The following is a 19,565-nucleotide window of genomic DNA, read 5'->3' on the forward strand; positions in this document are numbered from 1 at the left end:
ATCCCTCCTGAATAGTTGTTCAGTCCTTCAGGGACGATTTGCTTGATTGCAGTGACGAAGCGCTCGGCCGCGGCGTGCGGCAGGCGTGTGGGATGGGAAGCGCGCCATGGTTTATAGGCGGACGCATCAAGTGGTTAAGCGCCTTGCGGCTCGGCGCAGCGCCATCCTGGCGGCGGCAAGGGAAGCCGCAGCCGAAGGTGGCATGGCGGCGGTGCAGATCGCGCCGGTAGCTATCAGGGCCAATGTGGCCGCCGGAACCGTCTATCGCTACTTCCCCTCCAAGGCCGAGCTGATCTCCGAACTGATTTCCGAGGTCTCCCGTGACGAACTGGCGGCGATCCGGCGCGCGGCCGATGCCGCGCCAGGGCCGTCCTCTGCGCTGGCGGCGGCCGTGACCACCGTGGCGGTCCACACGCTATCGCAGCGCCGGTTGGCCTGGGGAATTCTGGCTGAACCCGTCGATGTGGACGTGAGTGCCTCCAGGCTGGCCAGCCGCCGCGAGATCGCCGGGGAGATCGCCGCCCGGATCGATGCGGCGGTCCGGGCCGGCCATCTGCCCGCCCAGGACACGTCGCTTGCCGCGACCGCTCTGCTCGGCGCCCTGCACGAAGCGCTGGTCGGGCCGCTGGCGCCCGACAATCTCGAGGATCCCGCCAAGATGCGCGACGCGGTCCAGACCGTGACGCTGCTGGCGCTGCGCGCCGTCGGCGTCATGGACGCCCGCGCCAGGGGTCTGGTGGTGCAGCAGACGCTGCTGCCGACGACCAAAGCGCTGGTTGGGGCCTGAAAACGCCGCTGCGATCACGGCTGTGGGCTGAGCCGATAGATCAAAAGGCTCTAGGTCGGGATTGGCCGCTTCGCGCTCCGTCCAAGCGCGAACTGGCCAACCGGGCTCTCGATGTGGAATTCGAGTCCCGTCATTCTTGCAAACAGTTCAATATTGCTGGTGCCGATGGCGCAGCCACCAAGGCCCATGTCGGCCGCCGCCAGGTAGAACGTCTGGATCATGCAGCCGACATCCTTCAGGATCAGCGAATAGGCGATCGAGCTGTATTTCCAGGAAACCCTGCCGAACCGTGCGGCGATCGTGATCAGGATCTGCGGCGGCGCGGATGCGTCCATGGAAAATTCGGCCGCCGTCACAAGCGCCCGGAGTTGCTCGGCGGAAGCGTCGAGCGCGACGAGCGCGTGGCCTCCCGCGTCGTAGTGGTAAAATCCGCGTGCCAGACCTTCGCAGTTTGAGACCGCCAGATACAACTCCAGCTCATACGCACTGCCTGCGGCCGGATACGGCCTCGAGGTGTACGTGACCTCCGGGATACCCTCGACATCTGCGCCGCTCTTCCATTCCGACAGCACGTGGGCCGTGGTGTCGAGAAACCGCGAGAGCTCGTCGCGCGTGACCGGATGCTGATCGTCGAAATCCCGTACTGAACGGCGCGCGCGTAGCAGTTTCGCGAAGGGGGACGCCAGTTCCGGCGAGGCGAATTTGCCGAGGGCGATCCTTTTGCCTGGCCAGGGCGGACGCACGGCGGGCAGTGGCGGAACAGCCCCCGCATGCGGGTATGTGCCACCGAGCGGATTGGTATGCCGGCCCTCCGTGCTCCGCGTGTGGAACACAAGATCGTGGAAATCCCAGAGAGCCAGATCGCGGTCGCCTTCGTTCGCTCGATGGCCGCCTCCGTTTGTCGCATCGAGCTTGATCAGCATCCCGCTGTCGAGCAGCAACCCGAGCAAGTGGAGGTTCAGGGAAGCCCATTGCCTGCGAAGCCTGCTGATCTTTTGTGGCTGCGACAGGGTCGCCAGCGTGGCGGCGACGGCGGGATCGCAAATCCGGAACAGCGCGCCAGCGCGCGGCGATTCCAGTACCATTTCGTTGCCGCGCCGTCTCAGATAGGCGAAGCGCGACAACGCCAGGGTGTCGTCGTTCGATAGCTTTGTGGGCTCCGGCCAGTATTCGGCGACCTGTGGCTCGATGACAACCACGTCCTGCGCATTACTGGACGAGAACAGGCGATAGTCTAGCAGCCCGTGACGCGCCAATCGCCGCACAAGAGCATCAACCTGCTTCGTGAGGACACTCTTGCCGGCAAGGGAGGCGAGCGGAAAGCCAGTGGCGAGGGGGCCTGCGCGCTCGATCGCGGCGATGCTGAATTGTCCGAGGTTGAGCGAATAATTGCCGGACACCGCGGCAATGCTTCCGTCGGCCTGCATGTGAAGGGAGAAACGGCCGTTCAGCCGGGCGGCGATGATGGGTATGACTTTCCTGGGCGGTTTTTTCCGGGGAATGCGCACGCAAGCAGCCTTCAAGTGTGCGGCAGGAACGGCGTCAGTTCGCTTTCCAGGCGCGGGCGCTCCAGCAGCCCAAGCTTCACCGGCACATCGTAAAGCCGGCCGGGCCCGAAGCGGCGATAGAAATGCCGCAAGCCCGGGACGAGCACTCTCACGACGGGAACCTCGACGTCGGGCCGCGTCTGGTCGAGCACGAGAAAATCGTATCCGGCTCGGACTGCGGTGTCGACGCAGGCATTGACCTGGTCACGCGTATTGTCGTGAAGCTTGATGTCAGGCGCCGGCGGGACGACCGGATTTTCGCTGGGAGTCAGGAAAGGATAATCGTCCAGTCGCAGCGGCGTGACACCGTCCAGGGACGGCTTCTCGCCGCTGCCGCCGCCCATCATGCCAATCGACATGAACTGGGTCAGCTCGGTGAGAGAACGCAGCAGGGCTATGCGGCGATCGAAATGCGAGCCTGAGCCAAACTCGATGTTCTCGTGCCCGTTTTGTATCCAGTGCATGATCGCAACATAGGAAGGAATGCCGAGATCACTGGTGATGTCCAGCACCCAGAGCCGGCGCCCCGCGTCGGCAAACTGGCGCTGCAGATCGCGAACGTAGGAATCTTCGAATTGTGTGAGATTGACTTCCGCACGTCGAACGCGGTTGTACCACCAGATCGCGTAGGCATCGCGCTCGACCAGTTCGAGGAAGCCTTGAACGATGGCCTCCTCGCGGGTATTGCCGGCCGCGCATCCGTTGGAATCCGTGTGGAAGCCGCCATAGAAGAAATACAGCAGGCCGGTCGGAAGATATTTGAAACGCTTGTCGCGTAGCGACCAGACCGGCGACCACTCGGTCTTGGTCGCGGGATCGAACGGTTCGGGAACCGGATGTGAATCGTCCGGCTGAGGGACGTGCCTGTTTTGAAACTGCGTGTTGCTGAAGAACTGGATGTCGTTGGGAAGAAGAGCGTCACCGGTAGCAAAATCGGCAAAGCGGCGCGTCGTCCTGATCTCGTCGCCCTGGAAGATGCCCGAATAGCGCTCGATCGCCTCCATCAGCGCACTGGCCTCGCCCTGCTCGGCCGTGGAGCCCTTGCCGAAGCTGCCGCCGCTCAGGCCGGACCTGAGCTGATCGACGTTCCAGGCCGGCGCAGAGAAATTGTGGTGCGCAAAAAAAATTGGTGTTCATCGGTAGATCCGCCTCGATCCGCTCGAGCCGCGACACCACGCCGGTCAGCGGGCTGACGTGTTTGCGAAACCGCGCCACGGTCGCTCGAGACGTCACGGTGCGGTACCCGCCGCTGGTCATGATGAGCTTTCTGCCCTCGGCAAGCTCGATCGGCACCGCTGCACGCCGCGGATTCCGGAGCTTCTTGCTGCCGCACGTCGAGCACTGCGGGCGCTTCGCGACGTAGTGCTTGGCGATGGCAGCCCCGGTCATGTCGAAGCTTGCGATGTGATCGCTCAGATCAGTACGAAATCCGGAGGCAATTGCCTTCGCGATCTCAACAGCAGCGAAGTGGATCGCGGTCTCGCCGACGGCGTCGCTGACCAGTGGTGATATTGCAAGCGCTCGCGCCGCCCTGCGGTCGAGAAATCCCTTGATCTCGCGATTGCGGATCATGCGATCGTGCAGGCAGGTCCAGCACGCGCTCTCGCCCGGCTTGAACACCGGCCCCACCAATGGAAAGACGCCGGAGGGCTGGACCAGCAGCCAGGGCGTCCCGGCGGTGACGCGCTCCCCGTTTCGTTCGGCGAGTCGCGGTTCGAGGTAGTCGTTCACCAGTGTGACGACGAGCCTGGGCGCCCGCTTGGCGATGTGAACCCCGAGCTTGTCCAATGCCGCGCTCAGTTCACGCGCGCCTTTGACATCGATCGATTCGACGCGCACAGGCCAATTTCGCAGGTTCTCTTCGGCGACCTCCGGAGGCAGGCCGAGGCTCGCCCAATAACCATCAACGGCGCCTGCGTAGGCGTGCGGTGCTCCGCTGATGACGTAGCGGCGCTCGAGCAGCCGCCGGATCGCTTCCTCGATCTCGGGGACGGAAAAACTCTTCGAGAGCTGGCGGACGATCTCCGGCGCAGTCGTGCCGTTCTTCCCGATTACGTTCGCCACGGCGCAATAGAGATCACCGTGCAGGAAGAACTTGCGGTTCTCAGAATAGAGACAGACCACATTGGGGGGCAGCAGGTAGGCCGTGAAGTTTGGCGCGAAACGCAGAACGTTCTTGCGGGTCGGCTTGGCGGTGCGGCTCTTTCGCTTGACAGTCATCGGGGTCGCACGCTGATCCTGTTTGCGCCATTTGCGAGCGTTGGTGTACGACGAACGCCTTGCTGGCCCGACTTGTGTCGAGCACTACCGGATTGCTTGATATGAGTTGGAACACACTCGTTCGCCGTCGGCAAGCCGAGCAGGGAGGCGAAGCGAACGCGGAGGCCGGGACAGCAAATTGGCCGGGTCGCGTGCGAGCCCGGCCAACGCAATTGCGCCATGTCGACGTCGAGTCAGATGCTCAAGCCTAGCACCAGCGGCAACGGCCCCAGGAGGCGCAGCACCCCGTGCAGGCTACTGGCAACGGGACGCCGATCCAGCCAACACCGCAGCCGCCACAGCCGCCGCAACCGACGCCGCAGCGACAGGCTCGGCAACCTGCACAGCCTCGGCAGCCGCCACATCCTCTGCAGCCTCCGCAGCCGCGACAACCACCGCATCCGCGCGCAAGCAGCACGCCGCTGACGGTTTTTTCGTCATAGGCAAGATGGAAGGTCGCGAGATTGACGTCGGCGAGTTCTTCCTCGCTGAGCGCACTGAACTGGCCGGGCGTAAAATTCAATCGTTGTTGCGGCTCGTCCGCCGGCACCGCGGATGCCATCGCGCTTCCGGCCATCGAAAAAGTCAGTCCGGCGAATCCGAGCGCCGGTACTGCGGCTTTGGTCATTCGCTTGTTTTTCGAAGCTTGCTTCGTTCGTTGCATGGCCGCATCCTCCATGATCCGAAGAACGATCTTCTGCAATGATCGTACGCCGAGCAATCAGAGCGGGCAAGATTGACGTGAACACGAAACGGAACGAGGCTCGTTCAGATTGCATTCATCTTCATGAATGGCATTGCTGCAAATTCCTGTCGATGCCAGTGGGCGGTGACGCATGATGCAGTGCGCAAGCGTCCGTCCCTCCGAACGGGAACACTAGCGTGGTCGATCAACTCGGATGCTTCGTTTGGTATGAGCTTCTGACGACGGATATGCGGTCGGCATCTGCTTTTTACGCCGGCGTGGTCGGCTGGGCGGAGAAAGATGCCTCGAGCCCTGAACTGGCCTACACGCTGCTGACTGCAGGCGGCACTCCGACCGTGGGCCTCATGGATCTCCCCGAAGAAGGGGTGCGCATGGGAGCAACGCCGAGATGGCTCGGCTACGTCGCGGTCGACGACATGGATGCGCGTGTCGCACAAATCCGCCGGCTCGGGGGCGCGATTCTGGTCTCGGCGACCGACAGCAATATCGGCCGTATCGCGGTGGTCGCCGATCCGCAAGGAGCGACGTTCGCGCTGGTCACCGGGCTGACATATCGCCAATCGCAACATAGCGCGTTGGAACAGCCCGGGCGCGTAGGCTGGCACGAGTTGCTGGCCGAAGATCGAAGCAAGGTCTTCCCGTTTTACGGCAAGCTTCTCGGCTGGCAGCAGGCCTCCGCTGAAGCGGACCCGGCAAGCGTGTACGAATTGTTTTCGGTGGCCGGGGAGACGATCGGCGGCATGCTCACCAAGCTGCCGAGCGTACCGCAGGCGTGTTGGCTTCATTATTTCAATGTCGAGGACATCGGCGCGGCGGCCCGGCGGGTCCATGATGGCGGAGGCCGGGTACTTCAGCATCCCATCGCGTTGCCCGATGGCGGCTGGATCGTGCGATGCGTCGACCCCCAAGGCGCCCTGTTTGCGCTGCAAGGCGGGTGGGATCGCGGGGGCGTCGAGGGATCATCCTCCCCCTTGGAAGTCAGCTGGTCCGCCGAATGGGGCGGCATTGCTTCACAGGGCCGGATGGTGATCCACAAGCCGAAGCGCTAGGTCGCACCGGCGGGCTACGGTGCATGGGGTTGTTTTCGCATTTTGATCGGCCGGGTGCCGGCCGCCTCAAATATTGGCGTCGCCCTCGGGGCCGACGGAAGCGATACGCACCATGTTGGTGGTGCCGGGAATGCCGAGCGGCACGCCGGCGACGATGATCACGCGCTGGCCGGCGCGGACGAAGCCGTCGCGGAAGGCGATCTGGCCGGCGCGGCTCACCATGTCGTCCTGATCGCGCGCATCCTCGGCCACCACGCAATGCACGCCCCAGACGACGGCGAGCCGGCGGCCGGCTGTGATGTTCGGCGTGATCGCCACGACCGGCGGCTTCGGCCGCTCGCGCGCCACGCGAGTCGCGGTCGAGCCGGAGCTGGTCCAGCAGATCAGGGCCGGCAGGTCGAGTGTCTCGGCGATCTGCCGCGCGGCGTCGGCGATGGCGTCGCCCGCCGTTGACTCCGGCGCGGGGCGCTGGGCGGTGATCACGGACCGGTAAGTCGGGTCGCGCTCGACCTCCTCGCCGATGCGGTTCATGGTCGAGACCGCCTCGACCGGGAATTTGCCGGCCGCCGATTCCGCCGACAGCATGATGGCGTCGGCGCCCTCATAGACGGCGGTGGCGACGTCGGAGACTTCGGCGCGGGTCGGCACCGGCGCCTGGATCATCGATTCCAGCATCTGGGTTGCGACCACCACCGGCTTGCCGGCGCGGCGCGCCATGCGCGTCATCTGCTTCTGCAGGCTCGGCACGCGCTCCAGCGGCAGCTCGACGCCGAGGTCGCCGCGCGCCACCATCAGCGCGTCGGAGGCCTCGATGATGTCGGCAAGGCGGTCGATTGCCTGCGGCTTCTCGATCTTGGCCATCACCGCGGCGCGGCCGCGGATCATCTTCTTGGCCTCCAGCACGTCGTCGGCGCGCTGCACGAAGGACAGCGCGATCCAGTCGACGCCGGTAGCCAACGCGGCCTCGAGGTCGGCACGGTCCTTCGGGGTCATCGCCGAGACCGGCAGGTCGGTATCCGGAAGGCTGACGCCCTTGCGGTCACTCATCTTGCCGCCGACCACGACGCGGGTCACCGCGTGCTCCTTCGTGGTCTCCTCGGCGATCAGGCGCACCTTGCCGTCGTCGAGCAGCAGCGCGTGGCCGGGCCGCAGCGCAGCCAGGATCTCCGGGTGGGGAAGATTGACGCGCGTGGCGTCGCCCGGTGTCTTGTCGGAATCGAGCGTGAAGGTCTGCCCGTTCTGGAGCTGGACCGCGCCTTCAGCAAATGCACCGAGCCGGAGCTTCGGGCCCTGGAGGTCGACCAGGATGCCGATCGGGCGGCCGTAGCTGCTCTCGACATTGCGGATCGTCGCCACCAGCTCCCGCATCTTGTCATGCGGGGTGTGGCTCATATTGATGCGGAACACGTCGGCGCCGGCCTCGAACAGGCGGCGGATCATCGCGAGATCCGAAGAGGCAGGTCCGAGGGTTGCGAGAATCTTGATACGGCGAAGACGCCTCATGGCTTATTCCCAGACGGTGGCGAGGGGGCTGGCGGGAGCCCAGGTGCGGCGGGGGGCGTACCACCGGGCGGACTATTGGGCAAACCGGGCACGCCGCCACCAGGGCCGACAGGGCCGGGCATGCCGGGTACGCGGGGTTGCGCAGGCTGCTCGTTGGCGTCGGTGAGTTGAACCGTCCAGGCCCGCTGCTCGCCCGTATCGACCTCGAAAAAGCCGGTCCGGTCGTAGCCGCGCGCCAGGCAGTCCTCGGTGCCGCGGATGGTGAATTCCTTGTCGCGCGAGCACATGAAGGCCTGCCCCGACCATTCGCCGCCGCGGTCATAGTCGATCCCGTAGATGTAGTAGTACCGGGCGACGAGCGTCCCCCTGAGCAGGGTCTCGCACGCGCGGGACGAGATGTTCCACCAGCCCTCGGTGGTCCAGCCCTCGGCGTCCTTGTAGCCGAGCGCGATACCGACCCGGCTTGAGGTGTTGTTGCAGAGCCGGAAGTCGGCCGAAGCCGGGCTGGTCCAGAAGCACAGCAAGGCAACGACCAGCACCGGGACCAACCGGGCGAGCAGGCGAAGGAGGGGGCGAGGAGATTCGGCGATCATTGTCGCGGAACGTATACCAGATGATTGACGATTTGGCGTAGGGGCAGGGCAACTGCCCTACGATGGCTCAGCCGGCCGTTTGCGCCGCGATATGGCAAAATCTGTGACAGGACCCTACCTGATCCCGTAAGGGTGACCATCATCGAGGGCAAGCCGCGAGGTCCAGCCATGGCAATCGACGACAAAACCAGAACTGAGCTCGAGGCGGCCGCTTTCCGTCGCCTTGTGGACCATCTCAAGACGCGAACCGACGTCCAGAACATCGATCTGATGAATCTGGCCGGCTTCTGCCGCAACTGCCTGTCCAACTGGCTCAAGGACGCCGCCGACGCACGAGGCGTCGTGCTGAGCAAGGACGAGAGCCGGGAAGCCGTCTACGGCATGCCCTACGAGACCTGGAAGTCGAAGTACCAGGGCACGGCAACGCCCGGGCAGCTTGAGGCGATGAAGAAGGTCCATCCCCACAATCATTGAGGGACTGTCCGAGAAGCGGCTTGAGTCGCACCACACAACAGCTTTCTCTGCGCCCCCGCAGGAAGGTGTGGGCGCGCTGTGGACGAGCGCGATGCTTGCTTGAACGTGACAGGTCCGAACCCTAAGGGTCTAGCCAGCACGCGCGGTGAGGATGCCGGCGTCACCTCGTTTTGCCAGTTCCATTGGGAGTACCAAGATGGCCACCTCCGCCGCCGTCCGCGACGATGAGCCCGCGACGAAATTTGCCAAGGACCAGCTCAAATCCATCATCGAGCGCATCGAGCGGCTGGAGGAAGAGAAGAAGGCCATCTCCGACGACATCCGCGACGTCTATGCCGAGAGCAAGGGCAACGGCTACGACGTCAAGGCATTGCGCACGATCGTGCGTATGCGCAAGCAGGATCCTAACGAACGCGCCGAGGCCGAGACCATTCTCGAGACCTATATGCAGGCGCTGGGGATGCTCTGAGGCGTTTTGCGCCTCACTCACTGCTGCCGTAGCCCCGGGAAGCGAAAGCATTGTCCCTGTTGCAACAGGGCTTGTTGCACTTCGTTTGTTAACGGAGACGCCAGTGACTGCGCCGCCGCTACCGCGAGAGGTCAACCGTGCCTTCGACGCCCTTCCGGCGCCGATCAGCAAGCGGCTGCTTCAGGTGCGCGACTTGATCTTTGCGACCGCGGCGAAGCATGACGAAGTCGGCCAACTCACCGAAACGCTGAAATGGGGCGAGCCGGCTTACCTGACCGATGAGTCCGGCAGCGGCTCGACGATCCGGCTCGGCCGCCTGAAGGATTCCGAGCACGCCGCCATTTTCTTCAATTGCAGGACGACGCTGGTCGACACATTTCGCGAGCGCTTTCCCGGTCAGTTCGAATTTCGGCAGACGAGGGCACTGTTGCTGCCCGTTGCGGGCAAGTTGCCGAAGCAGGAGCTATCGATCTGCCTGTCCCTGGCGCTGACCTATCATTTGGATCGGCGGGCCAGTAAGGTGCGGTAGGTGATCCGCCTCACGCCTCAGCGCAGCGAGGCGGTGCGCATCATGAACGAAGTCGTCGGGAGCTTGGTGGTGGCGCTACCGGAGAAACTGTCGCACGACAGGCCCTGCATGGGATCGTCGGTAAAGCCCATCGCGATGACAGCTTGCGGCTTGACGAAATAGGCGCGCATCGCCGCCATATCGAGCTCGCCCATCAGCGTCACCGACATCGCGCGGCTGGCGCTGGGCGACAGCATCACGATCTTGAGCCAGATGCTCTCGCCCTTGGCTGCGGAGAGCCGGGTTGCGGTGGCGATCATGCCGTCGGTGCTCTTGCCGACGACGCTATTGATCTCGGTGGCCGGCGCGGCGTTGCGGGCTACGGACAGGGGTCGTGCGCCGCGCGGGATCGGCGCCGAGGCGGCGATGACGCGAGCGCGGTCGACTGGCGAGGCGGAAGCCGGTGCAAACGCCAACGCCTCGTATGCGGCATTGGAGACGCTCGCGGTGGCCTGCGGATCAGTGGCGGCGGCAAGCGCCTGGCGCGCCTTCAGGGCTGCGATCTGCGCCGGCGTCGCCTGCTGCGGCGCGGGCGGGGTATCCCAGAAGCCGCGGGCGTTGATGATGTCGGCAGGGGACTCGAACTTGCCTGCCGGCATGTCAGCCACCGGCTCGGGGTTCGGCTTGGGCGGAGCGGCGAGTTGGGCATCCGCCGAGGCGAGCTGGATCGCGGCGGCGATGTGCGGTTTGGCCCGGGGCGTCGGCACCGGATCGGCCGGCTTCGTGGCGGCTGCGACGCCGGTCGGTGCTGCCGGCTTCTCGGTGATTGCGGGCGCGCCCTCGTCGTCCTCGTCAGCGCTGGCCGCCGGGGCCTGTTTTCCCCTGAAGAGGGCGGCGAAGAAGCTCGGCTTGCCGATGGTCGCAGCGCCATCGTCGCCGCCGCGGCGCTCGATGTCCGCCTTGGCGAGCTCATAGCCCTTCAACGGGGTGCCGTCGCTCGGGATATGGACCGTGCGTCCGTCCGGGAAGACGCGGACGAGCTGGTCATGCGTCATCCGCGGCCAGTGCCTGACGTTGCCGGTATCGAGATGCACGAAGGGCGAGCCTGATGTCGGGTAGAAGCCGACGCCGCCGCGCTGGAGGCGCAGGCCGGCGAAGCGGATCTGCTCCAGCGGCACGCCGGGAATGTAGAAGTCCATCGCATGGCCCAGCATGTGCTGGCTGAAGCGCGCCACGCCGGTATGGGCGGAACGGCGGCGGAGCATCGCGTTGGTCGCGGGGGAGCGATAGGAGGAGATGATCTGGATCGGCTGCTTGCCGTCGACGTCGCGATAGACTTCCCAGAGAATGTCGAACAGGTGACGGTCCATGACCGTCTCGTCCTGGGTGCGCCAGTCGCGCAGGAAGTGGTTGAGCGTCTTCAGCGCGGCTTCATCGTAGCGGCCATCGCGCTTGAAGGTGACCGTGAGGTCTTCGCCGGAATGGGTGTGGTGGAAGGAGAGCGTCTTGGTTTCGTTCAACGCGGCAGCGTTGTGAACCGAACCGGCAGCCGCGAGCAGCAGCAGCGAGGCGAGGCCGATCCGAGATCCGACCTTCACTCCCGCATGGGACAACGACAACGCAGCGAATTGGCGTGCGAAACCAGCCAGCACGTATGAGCCCACCCAGTCGACGAGCGTTCAAAATGAACTCTCCCGCCAACCCCGTTAGCGCGCGAAAGAGGATGAACGCTTTGTTAAAGCGAGAAGGTTAATCCGAGGTTGACCTTCCCGCCCCCAAACCAAGCCAGACCACAATCCTAAGCGGCTGAGTGTGGCGAAAAAACGCCCGCTGCCCGAACACGGATGACGAATGGTTAAAGTTAAGCGACCCCATCCATGGGACGGGGTCGCTGATTTCATTGAAGAATCTCAGGAGGAGCGGGCCTGGCCTCAGCGGGTGAACACCCGCCGGCGGCCGATTGGAGCCGGCGGCTGGGCGGGGGCGCCACCGCCGAACAGGCGCTCGAAGAAGTTCAGCCCGGACGAGCCGCCATTGTTGGCGACCGCCACGCCTGATGGCAGCGTCGTCGCCGGGCGCGAATAGCTCGGCTGCGAGTGGGCAACGACGCTCTCGAGATCCTTGCCGCGGCTGTTCTTCAGGATGTTGATCATGGTCGCGTCGCGGCCGTAGACGTCCTTGCGGAATTGCAGCTTGCCGCCGTCGTCCACGAACGCGGTCTGGTAGGTGATGTTGACCGGGATCGGCGTCGGGAATTTCAGATCGATCTCACCCGAACCGTACATGCCGCGCACGCGTTCCGGCGTGTAGTGCTCGTTCGGCATGGCGATGTTGAGCAGCACCGATGCGTACTGATCCGGATATTGCACGCGCATGCAGCCATGGCTGAAGGCGCGCTCGTCCTTGGCGAACAAATACTTGTCCGGCGTGTCGTGCTGATAGACCAGGAACTTGTTCGGGAAGTTGAAGCGGATGCGGCCGAGCGCGTTGGCCTCGCCGGGCGGCTGCGAGATGTGCACCGAGCCGTCGCGGTTCTGCTCCAGCTTCAGGCCCATGCGCTGAAGCACGGTCGGGTCCTGCTGGAGCGCCGGCAGATATTCGCCATACACGATCGACGGCGGCACGTTCCAGGTCGGGTTGACCGTGATGTACTTCATCGTCTCGGTCAGCAGCGGTGTGGCGTGCTGACCGGGCTTGCCGGTGACGACGCGGGTGGTCCAGACCTGCTGGCCGCGCTGCATCACCTTCAGCGTATAGTCGGGAATGTTGAGGATGACATAGGCATCGCCCAACGAGGGGGCGCCGAGGTCGCGCGGCAGCCAGCGCCAGCGCTCCATGTTCACCACCACGGTGTCGATCTGCTTGTCCCGCTTCGGGCTGTTCATCGCCCTGACAGTCTGGGCGTCGAGCACGCCGGTCGCCTTGATCTCGGCGCCGTCCTGGAATTTGCGCACGGCCTCGGCGACCGTTGCGTCGTAATGGTCGTCGCTGGCGTTCTCGGAGATGCCGAGCTTGGCGCGGAGCTGCGGCACGCGCGGATCCTGCACGACGATCTCAGCCTGCTTCTTGCCCCTGGCAGGCGTGTATTTCAGCGCGGGACCCTCGGCAATCTCGATCGCCGGACCGTCGCCCTGGCCGCGGAGCTGTGCGAGCTTTGCCTTCAGCTCCTTGTAGAGCTTCTGCGGCGGGTTGTAGCTGTCGAGCGCGGCTGAGGCGTCGGCTGCGGTCGTCACCTTGGCGAGCACCTCGTTAGGGTCGACCGGGTGCTCGGGATACTGGATGTCGGCGCTGACCTGGGACCAGTGCATGCGGCCGCTCTGCGCCTGCCGTGCATAGTCGAACATGCTGGCAGTGAGCTTCAGCTCGGCGTCGGCGAGCGCATCGGGCGTCGTGGCGGCGGCGAAGTCGGGCACCGGATAATCGGCGGGATTGAGACCGTCGGACGCGGCATCCTTCAGCCGAGCGATCACGCCCTTGGCAGCCGTCGTCAGGCTGCCGGCTTGGGTCCAGACCGGCGCGTAGTCACGGGCGCCGTAAAACTTCTCGATCGCGGCGCGCTCATTCTTGCGTTCGAAATGGCGCGAGGTCTTGGCGTTGATCAGGTCCTTGAGCTTCTCGGCGACCGGCTGGTCGGCGGCGGGCACGTTGCTCGCGGCCTTCACCGGCTCTGCGGCCGGCGTTGCTGCTGCGGCTGCAGGTGCGGCGGGAGCAGCCGCCGGGGCTGCGGCGGCGTCGGCCTTCGCAGCTTCAGATTCGGCCGGTTCGGATTTGGCGGCTTCGGATTTGGCGGGCTCGGTCTTCGCAGGCTCGGTGGTGGCCGTCTCGCTCTTCGGCGCGTCGGCTGCGGGCGTCGTGGCGACGTCGGACGGCTTGGTCTCGACCTTCTCCGCAGCCGGAGCTACCCCGGCCTTCGCCGGCTCAGTTGCGGCTTCCTTCGGCGTGTCCTGGATGGTGGCGGTGGTGTCGGGCTTGATGTCGGAGGCGGTGGGGGGCGGGACGTTTGCAGGCTCGGGGCGCGGGATCGCGGCTTCGATCGCAAGCTCGGCGGCGCTGCTGCGCGCCTGATCCTGCGCCAGCGCCGAGCCGGCCGATACCGTGAGGAAGGTCGCTGCGACCGTCATCAAGACACGGTCAAAGCCCGCACGGTGGTTCAAACAGTCACGCATTGTGTGGCACCCCTCGGGTGAACTGTCCCCCGTGGAACAGCTTTCGTTATCGCCTAATTGAGATTCGGCTCGATCGCGCCGGCCTCTCGAAAGTCGAACGCCTGCACGCAACCGATTCCTACGCAGACGATATACAGGCCCCGTTTTCGCAGCTAGCGCTACCCGGGAAACTCACGACAAACTGACCTCAACACAGCCCCTTTTGCAACGGATTGTGCGGCTTTACCGCGCGCTTTTCCCGGTGTCTGTCACTTCCAAGTCACGGTTTCGGCCGGAGCCGAATTTTGCCGTAATTCAACGGCTTGCGTGTGCATCGTCGGGCCGCGCGAGGCTCTGTTCGGATGAGGTTCAGTGCGTCTCCTCGCCGCTTTTGCCGCCATGTCCGGGAACCCCGGCTTCGTCGAGTTTGCGGTACAGGGTGGACCTGCCAATTTTGAGGCGGCGGGCGACCTCGGACATCTGTCCGCGATAATGCGAGATCGCAAAGCGGATGATCTCGTTCTCCATGTCCTCGAGCGGCCGGACATCGCCAGTGGAGGTCAACATCGAGAGCGAGCCCGCCATGGGAAGCGGTACGATCGGTATTTCGCCACCGGACACGACGGTGGGGGCAGCGATCGGGTCGATCATCAGCGGCGCGGTCGGAATCTCAGTTTCGGAATGCGGATGCGACGCCAGCAGCGGGAAATCGTCCAGACCGAGCTGGTCGCCTTCGCTCATCACCACCGCGCGGTAAACAGCATTCTCGAGCTGGCGGATATTGCCTGGCCAGTCGAGCTGGGCGAGATGCGCGACGGCCTCGCCAGTGACGCCGGAGATCGGACGGTTTTCCTCCGCAGCGAAGCGCGCCAGGAAATGCCTGAGAAGATGCGGGATGTCCTCGCGCCGGGCCTTCAGTGAGGGGATGGTCAACGGCAGCACGTGCAGGCGATAGAAAAGATCTTCGCGGAAGTGGCCCTGCTTGACCCGTTCCAGCAGCTTGCGATTGGTCGCGGAGATGATGCGGACGTCGACCTTCACGGGCTTGCGACCGCCCACGGCCTCCACTGCGCCCTCCTGGAGCGCGCGGAGCAGCTTCACCTGCGCGGTCAGTGGCAGCTCGCTGACTTCGTCCAGAAACAGCGTGCCGCCATGGGCCTCGACGAACTTGCCCGCATGCCGCTCGGTCGCGCCGGTGAAGGCGCCTTTCTCGTGGCCGAACAGAATGGACTCGACGAGATTGTCGGGAATCGCGCCGCAATTGACCGCGACGAAGGGCTTTGCCTTGCGCTCGCCGCTGCCATGGATGGCGCGCGCGAACATCTCCTTGCCGACGCCGGACTCGCCTTCGATCAGCACGGGAATTGATGAATTGGCGGCCTTCTGCGCCGCGCGCATCACGCCCGTCATCGCTTCGGAGCGCGTGATGATGTCGGCGAAAGTCAGCCGGCCCTCGCGGCTGTGACGGATGCGCTGCAATTCGCCCTTGAGCGCGGAGGCGTTGAGCGCGTTGCGCAAGGAGACCTGAAGCCGCTCCACGCCGACCGGCTTGACCACGAAATCGGCCGCGCCGGCGCGCATGGCCGAGATCACATTGTCGATGCCGCCATGAGCGGTCTGCACGATCACAGGCACGCTCAGGCCTGCTTCGCGGATTTTCGTCAGCACGCCCATGCCGTCGAGGCCCGGCATCACGAGGTCCAGGATCACGGCGTCGATGGCAGGTGCGTCGGGGGCGGTCAGGGCTGATATTGCAGCGTCGCCGGACTCGACGACGATCGTCTCATAGCCGCATTTCTGCACCATGTTCTCGACCAGGCGGCGTGCCACGGCGTCGTCATCGGCAATCAAAATACTGGCAGCCATGGTGCTCCCCGCACGCTACTACTATCTGTCTCGAATCGGGTCACTCTGGCCGAAGCCGCTTAACGCACTCTTAAACCTTGATGCCCCCGCCCGCCGCAGCGATTGTTGAACACAGGTTTCCCACACAATGACTTCGCGCTCCAAGAACGCTCTCGCAAAGAACGCCCTTCGTAAGCCCGCCGCCAAGAAGTCCCCCGTCACGAGATCCGTCGCCAAGGCAAAGCCCTCCGCGAAGCCTGCAAGCAAGACAGGCAAGCTTCCGGAGTGGAACCTCGCCGATCTCTATTCCGGGATCGATGCGCCGGAAGTGGCGCGCGATCTCGAAACGATGGCTGCCGATTGCGTCGCGTTCGAGACGGACTACAAGGGCAAGCTCGCAACAGGCACAGCAAACGAAGATGGCGGAAAATGGCTCGCGGAAGCCGTGCGACGCTTCGAGGCGATCGACGATCTCGCCGGCCGTCTCGGCTCATACGCCGGTCTCGTTCATGCCGGCGACAGCGTGGACCCTGCGATTTCAAAGTTTTACGGCGACGTTTCCGAGCGGCTGACCGCGGCGTCGACGCATTTGTTGTTTTTCGCGCTCGAGCTCAATCGCATCGATGACGATATTTTGAACCGTGCCATGCAGGCGCCGGAGCTCGCGCATTACCGTCCGTGGATCGAGGATCTGCGCAAGGAGAAGCCTTACCAGCTCGACGACAAGCTCGAGCAGCTGTTCCTGGAGAAGGCGCAGACCGGCTACTCCGCCTTCAACCGGCTGTTCGACCAGACAATCTCCGGCCTGCGCTTCAAGGTCGGCGGAAAAGAACTCGCGATCGAGCCGACGCTCAATTTCCTGCAGGACCGTGACGGCGCCAAGCGCAAGGCGGCGGCGGAAGCACTGGCGAAAACCTTCAAGGCCAATGAGCGCACCTTTGCGCTGATCACCAACACGCTCGCCAAGGACAAGGATATCTCCGACAGCTGGCGCGGCTTCAAGGATGTCGCGGATTCCCGCCATCTGAACAACCGCGTCGAGCGCGAGGTGGTGGATGCGCTGGTCGCGTCGGTGCACGCGGCCTATCCCAAACTGTCGCATCGTTATTACGCGCTGAAGGCGCGGTGGTTCGGCAAGAAACGGCTCGCCTATTGGGACCGCAACGCGCCACTGCCCTTCGCTGCCACGGACGTCATCGGCTGGCCCGATGCGCGCAACATGGTGCTGTCGGCCTATCGCGGCTTCTCGCCTGAAATGGCCGACATCGCCGAGCGTTTCTTCACAGATCGCTGGATCGATGCGCCCGTGCGCCCGGGCAAGGCCCCGGGGGCGTTCTCGCATCCGACCACGCCGTCAGCGCACCCCTATGTGCTCATGAACTACCAAGGTAAGCCGCGCGACGTGATGACGCTCGCGCATGAGCTCGGTCACGGCGTGCACCAGGTGCTGGCCGCGAAGAACGGTGCGCTGATGGCGCCGACGCCGCTGACACTGGCTGAGACCGCAAGCGTGTTCGGCGAGATGCTGACCTTCCGGCGGCTGCTGGCGCAGACCAAGAGCGCCAAGCAGCGCCAGGCGCTGCTCGCCGGCAAGGTCGAGGACATGATCAATACCGTGGTGCGACAAATCGCGTTCTATTCGTTCGAGCGTGCGGTCCACACCGAGCGCAAGAACGGCGAGCTCACGGCGACGCGACTCGGGGAGCTCTGGCTGTCGGTGCAGGGCGAAAGCCTGGGACCGGCGATCGAGATCAAGGCAGGCTACGAGAACTACTGGATGTACATCCCGCACTTCATCCACTCGCCGTTCTACGTCTACGCCTATGCCTTCGGCGACTGCCTCGTGAACTCGCTCTATGCCGTCTACGAGAAAGCGGCCGAGGGCTTCGCCGAGCGCTATCTCGACATGCTCGCCGCCGGCGGCACCAAGCATTATTCCGAGCTGCTGCGGCCGTTCGGCCTCGACGCCAAAGACCCCAAGTTCTGGGATGGCGGGCTCAGCGTCATCGCCGGCATGATCGATGAGCTGGAGGCGATGGGCTGAAGACCGCTTGTGCCCGAATTTACAGCAGGGCGGCGCCGGGTATCCGATGAACCGCGGTTCAGTAGCCGCAATTGGGCGCTTTGGATCCACGATAATCGGAATTCCAAATGAGCCTATTTGCTGGAAAACCGCGCCTCCGTGCCGTTGCCCTGCCCGAAGCTTTAAGGTATCCCAGCCGAGGAATTCGACTTTCGACTGGGGACATCCATGGCAGATCATAGCGAAGTTGCATACAGCACCGCCGACGGCAACGACTACGTTGCCCACGAGCAGACCTACGAGGGCTTCATCAAGCTGGTGAAGTATGGCACGGCGTCGGTCGCGCTGATCGTGATCCTGATGGCGATCTTCCTGACCTAAATCGACCTCGGCAGCTGCCCGCGGTTGCGGCGGCAGCTGCTCACAAAATCTGCAAACAAGCCGGTGGCAAAGCCGGTATGCAACGCTGCGGGAGTAACGCTACTTTTTTGCGCATGCGCTGTCCCGCGCCGCCGGAGGACCTATGAAGATCGCCGTTGCCAAGGAAATCGATCCGTCAGAGCCGCGGGTCGCGGCTTCGCCTGATACGGTGAAGAAGTTTAAGGCGTTGGGCGCCGAGATCGCCGTCGAGCCGGGCGCCGGCATCAAGTCGGGCCTCCCCGATTCCGAATTCACCGCGGTGGGCGCCACCGTCAGCGCCGATGCGCTGAAGGACGCCGACATCATCATCAAGGTGAAGCGTCCCGAGGCTTCCGAGCTGTCGCAGTACAAGCGCGGTGCACTGGTCATCGCCATCATGGATCCCTACGGCAACGACGCCGCGCTGAAGGCGATGGCCGATGCCGGAATCTCCGCCTTCGCCATGGAATTGATGCCGCGCATCACGCGCGCGCAGGTGATGGACGTGCTGTCCTCGCAGGCGAACCTCGCCGGCTACCGCGCCGTGATCGAGGGCGCCGAAGCCTTCGGCCGCGCCTTCCCGATGATGATGACCGCAGCCGGCACGGTGCCCGCTGCGAAGGTGTTCGTGATGGGCGTCGGCGTCGCCGGCCTCCAGGCGATCGCGACCGCGCGCCGCCTCGGCGCCGTCGTCACTGCAACCGACGTGCGGCCGGCGACCAAGGAACAGGTGGAATCGCTCGGTGCGAAGTTCCTCGCCGTCGAGGACGAGGAGTTCAAGAACGCACAGACCGCCGGCGGCTACGCCAAGGAAATGTCCAAAGAGTATCAGGCCAAGCAGGCCGCGCTCACCGCCGAGCACATCAAGAAGCAGGACATCGTCATCACCACGGCGCTGATCCCGGGACGGCCCGCGCCGAAGCTCGTGTCGGGCGAGATGGTCAGGTCGATGAAGCCGGGCTCGGTGCTGGTCGATCTCGCCGTCGAGCGCGGCGGCAATGTCGAGGGCGCCAGGGCCGGCGAGGTCGTCGAGACGGATGGTATCAAGATCGTCGGCTATACCAACGTCGCCGGCCGCGTCGCAGCCTCGGCCTCCAGCCTCTATGCACGCAATCTGTTCTCCTTCATCGAGACCATGGTCGACAAGAAGGAGAAGAGGCTCGCCGTGAACTGGGACGACGAGCTCGTCAAGGCGACCGCGCTGACAAAGGACGGCGCCGTCATCCACCCGAACTTCCAGCCGAAGGTTTAAGGAGAG

The 19,565-nt window shown here is 64.4% G+C and carries 15 protein-coding genes and 1 pseudogene; 8 read left to right on the forward strand and 8 right to left on the reverse strand.

From position 1 onward, the window contains the following. Positions 1 to 106 precede the first annotated feature (106 nt). A complete protein-coding gene (locus tag ACVIIW_RS14210; RefSeq protein WP_194479640.1) occupies positions 107 to 787 on the forward strand; it encodes a helix-turn-helix domain-containing protein in 681 nt (226 codons plus the stop codon). Positions 788 to 837: 50 nt separating this feature from the next. On the opposite strand, the gene ACVIIW_RS14215 is transcribed toward ACVIIW_RS14210, so the two are convergent. The 3 genes and pseudogenes from ACVIIW_RS14215 to ACVIIW_RS14225 all read right to left on the reverse strand — a co-directional run bounded on the left by ACVIIW_RS14215 (position 838) and on the right by ACVIIW_RS14225 (position 5,296). Continuing rightward, a complete protein-coding gene (locus ACVIIW_RS14215) occupies positions 838 to 2,214 on the reverse strand; it encodes a SagB family peptide dehydrogenase (protein ID WP_456705153.1) in 1,377 nt (458 codons plus the stop codon). A gap of 92 nt (positions 2,215 to 2,306) precedes the next feature. Continuing rightward, a pseudogene (locus ACVIIW_RS14220) lies at positions 2,307 to 4,554 on the reverse strand (TOMM precursor leader peptide-binding protein). 247 nt (positions 4,555 to 4,801) lie between these two features. Continuing rightward, entirely contained in the window at positions 4,802 to 5,296 is a 495-nt protein-coding gene (locus tag ACVIIW_RS14225; protein ID WP_456701325.1) for a hypothetical protein, read from the reverse strand. A gap of 179 nt (positions 5,297 to 5,475) precedes the next feature. On the opposite strand from ACVIIW_RS14225, the gene ACVIIW_RS14230 reads away from it, so the two are divergent. Beyond that, entirely contained in the window at positions 5,476 to 6,348 is an 873-nt protein-coding gene (locus ACVIIW_RS14230; RefSeq protein ID WP_456701326.1) for a VOC family protein, read from the forward strand. Between the two features lie 66 nt (positions 6,349 to 6,414). On the opposite strand, the gene pyk is transcribed toward ACVIIW_RS14230, so the two are convergent. Both pyk and ACVIIW_RS14240 read right to left on the reverse strand, forming a co-directional pair. Then, positions 6,415 to 7,851 carry a pyruvate kinase gene (gene pyk / locus ACVIIW_RS14235; protein WP_456701327.1) on the reverse strand — a complete coding sequence of 479 codons (1,437 nt, stop codon included), beginning with the start codon at positions 7,849 to 7,851 and terminating at the stop codon, positions 6,415 to 6,417. Beyond that, complete coding sequence (locus ACVIIW_RS14240; protein ID WP_456701328.1) at positions 7,848 to 8,444, reverse strand: DUF1036 domain-containing protein; 597 nt, start codon at positions 8,442 to 8,444, stop codon at positions 7,848 to 7,850. Before ACVIIW_RS14240 ends, pyk begins: the two co-directional genes overlap by 4 nt. A gap of 168 nt (positions 8,445 to 8,612) precedes the next feature. Between ACVIIW_RS14240 and ACVIIW_RS14245 the strand changes: the two genes are divergently transcribed. From ACVIIW_RS14245 to ACVIIW_RS14255, 3 genes are all read left to right on the forward strand, one after another. Continuing rightward, complete coding sequence (locus tag ACVIIW_RS14245) at positions 8,613 to 8,918, forward strand: DUF1244 domain-containing protein (protein ID WP_456701329.1); 306 nt, start codon at positions 8,613 to 8,615, stop codon at positions 8,916 to 8,918. A gap of 196 nt (positions 8,919 to 9,114) precedes the next feature. Beyond that, positions 9,115 to 9,387: a DUF2312 domain-containing protein gene (locus ACVIIW_RS14250; protein WP_014492426.1), complete on the forward strand. Its 273-nt coding sequence runs from the start codon at positions 9,115 to 9,117 to the stop codon at positions 9,385 to 9,387. A gap of 103 nt (positions 9,388 to 9,490) precedes the next feature. After that, positions 9,491 to 9,916: a DUF1801 domain-containing protein gene (locus ACVIIW_RS14255; RefSeq protein ID WP_456701330.1), complete on the forward strand. Its 426-nt coding sequence runs from the start codon at positions 9,491 to 9,493 to the stop codon at positions 9,914 to 9,916. Between the two features lie 17 nt (positions 9,917 to 9,933). Here the strand turns inward: ACVIIW_RS14255 and ACVIIW_RS14260 are convergent, their stop codons facing one another. The 3 genes from ACVIIW_RS14260 to ACVIIW_RS14270 form a co-directional block, all read right to left on the reverse strand. Next, positions 9,934 to 11,559 carry a DUF882 domain-containing protein gene (locus tag ACVIIW_RS14260; RefSeq protein ID WP_456701331.1) on the reverse strand — a complete coding sequence of 542 codons (1,626 nt, stop codon included), beginning with the start codon at positions 11,557 to 11,559 and terminating at the stop codon, positions 9,934 to 9,936. 267 nt (positions 11,560 to 11,826) lie between these two features. Next, positions 11,827 to 14,061, reverse strand: a complete 2,235-nt coding sequence (locus ACVIIW_RS14265) for a L,D-transpeptidase scaffold domain-containing protein (RefSeq protein WP_456701332.1) — start codon at positions 14,059 to 14,061, stop codon at positions 11,827 to 11,829. A gap of 348 nt (positions 14,062 to 14,409) precedes the next feature. Further along, complete coding sequence (locus ACVIIW_RS14270) at positions 14,410 to 15,906, reverse strand: sigma-54-dependent transcriptional regulator (RefSeq protein ID WP_456701333.1); 1,497 nt, start codon at positions 15,904 to 15,906, stop codon at positions 14,410 to 14,412. Between the two features lie 127 nt (positions 15,907 to 16,033). Between ACVIIW_RS14270 and ACVIIW_RS14275 the strand changes: the two genes are divergently transcribed. The 3 genes from ACVIIW_RS14275 to ACVIIW_RS14285 all read left to right on the forward strand — a co-directional run bounded on the left by ACVIIW_RS14275 (position 16,034) and on the right by ACVIIW_RS14285 (position 19,559). Beyond that, positions 16,034 to 17,929, forward strand: coding sequence for a M3 family oligoendopeptidase (locus ACVIIW_RS14275; RefSeq protein WP_456701334.1), 1,896 nt, complete (start codon positions 16,034 to 16,036; stop codon positions 17,927 to 17,929). A gap of 207 nt (positions 17,930 to 18,136) precedes the next feature. Beyond that, positions 18,137 to 18,289 carry an aa3-type cytochrome c oxidase subunit IV gene (locus ACVIIW_RS14280; protein ID WP_018317799.1) on the forward strand — a complete coding sequence of 51 codons (153 nt, stop codon included), beginning with the start codon at positions 18,137 to 18,139 and terminating at the stop codon, positions 18,287 to 18,289. A gap of 142 nt (positions 18,290 to 18,431) precedes the next feature. Further along, positions 18,432 to 19,559: a Re/Si-specific NAD(P)(+) transhydrogenase subunit alpha gene (locus ACVIIW_RS14285; RefSeq protein WP_456701335.1), complete on the forward strand. Its 1,128-nt coding sequence runs from the start codon at positions 18,432 to 18,434 to the stop codon at positions 19,557 to 19,559. Positions 19,560 to 19,565 lie beyond the last annotated feature (6 nt).

Source organism: Bradyrhizobium sp. USDA 4449, from assembly GCF_054056275.1.

What these genes read in the sequence shown, in the direction of transcription:
- ACVIIW_RS14210 (WP_194479640.1), top strand. Translation starts at nt 107, where the DNA reads ATGGTTTATAGGCGGACGCATCAAGTGGTTAAGCGCCTTGCGGCTCGG.
- ACVIIW_RS14215 (WP_456705153.1), bottom strand. Translation starts at nt 2,214, where the DNA reads ATGCAGGCCGACGGAAGCATTGCCGCGGTGTCCGGCAATTATTCGCTC.
- pyk (WP_456701327.1), bottom strand. Translation starts at nt 7,851, where the DNA reads ATGAGGCGTCTTCGCCGTATCAAGATTCTCGCAACCCTCGGACCTGCC.
- ACVIIW_RS14240 (WP_456701328.1), bottom strand. Translation starts at nt 8,444, where the DNA reads ATGATCGCCGAATCTCCTCGCCCCCTCCTTCGCCTGCTCGCCCGGTTG.
- ACVIIW_RS14245 (WP_456701329.1), top strand. Translation starts at nt 8,613, where the DNA reads ATGGCAATCGACGACAAAACCAGAACTGAGCTCGAGGCGGCCGCTTTC.
- ACVIIW_RS14250 (WP_014492426.1), top strand. Translation starts at nt 9,115, where the DNA reads ATGGCCACCTCCGCCGCCGTCCGCGACGATGAGCCCGCGACGAAATTT.
- ACVIIW_RS14265 (WP_456701332.1), bottom strand. Translation starts at nt 14,061, where the DNA reads ATGCGTGACTGTTTGAACCACCGTGCGGGCTTTGACCGTGTCTTGATG.
- ACVIIW_RS14270 (WP_456701333.1), bottom strand. Translation starts at nt 15,906, where the DNA reads ATGGCTGCCAGTATTTTGATTGCCGATGACGACGCCGTGGCACGCCGC.
- ACVIIW_RS14275 (WP_456701334.1), top strand. Translation starts at nt 16,034, where the DNA reads ATGACTTCGCGCTCCAAGAACGCTCTCGCAAAGAACGCCCTTCGTAAG.
- ACVIIW_RS14280 (WP_018317799.1), top strand. Translation starts at nt 18,137, where the DNA reads ATGGCAGATCATAGCGAAGTTGCATACAGCACCGCCGACGGCAACGAC.
- ACVIIW_RS14285 (WP_456701335.1), top strand. Translation starts at nt 18,432, where the DNA reads ATGAAGATCGCCGTTGCCAAGGAAATCGATCCGTCAGAGCCGCGGGTC.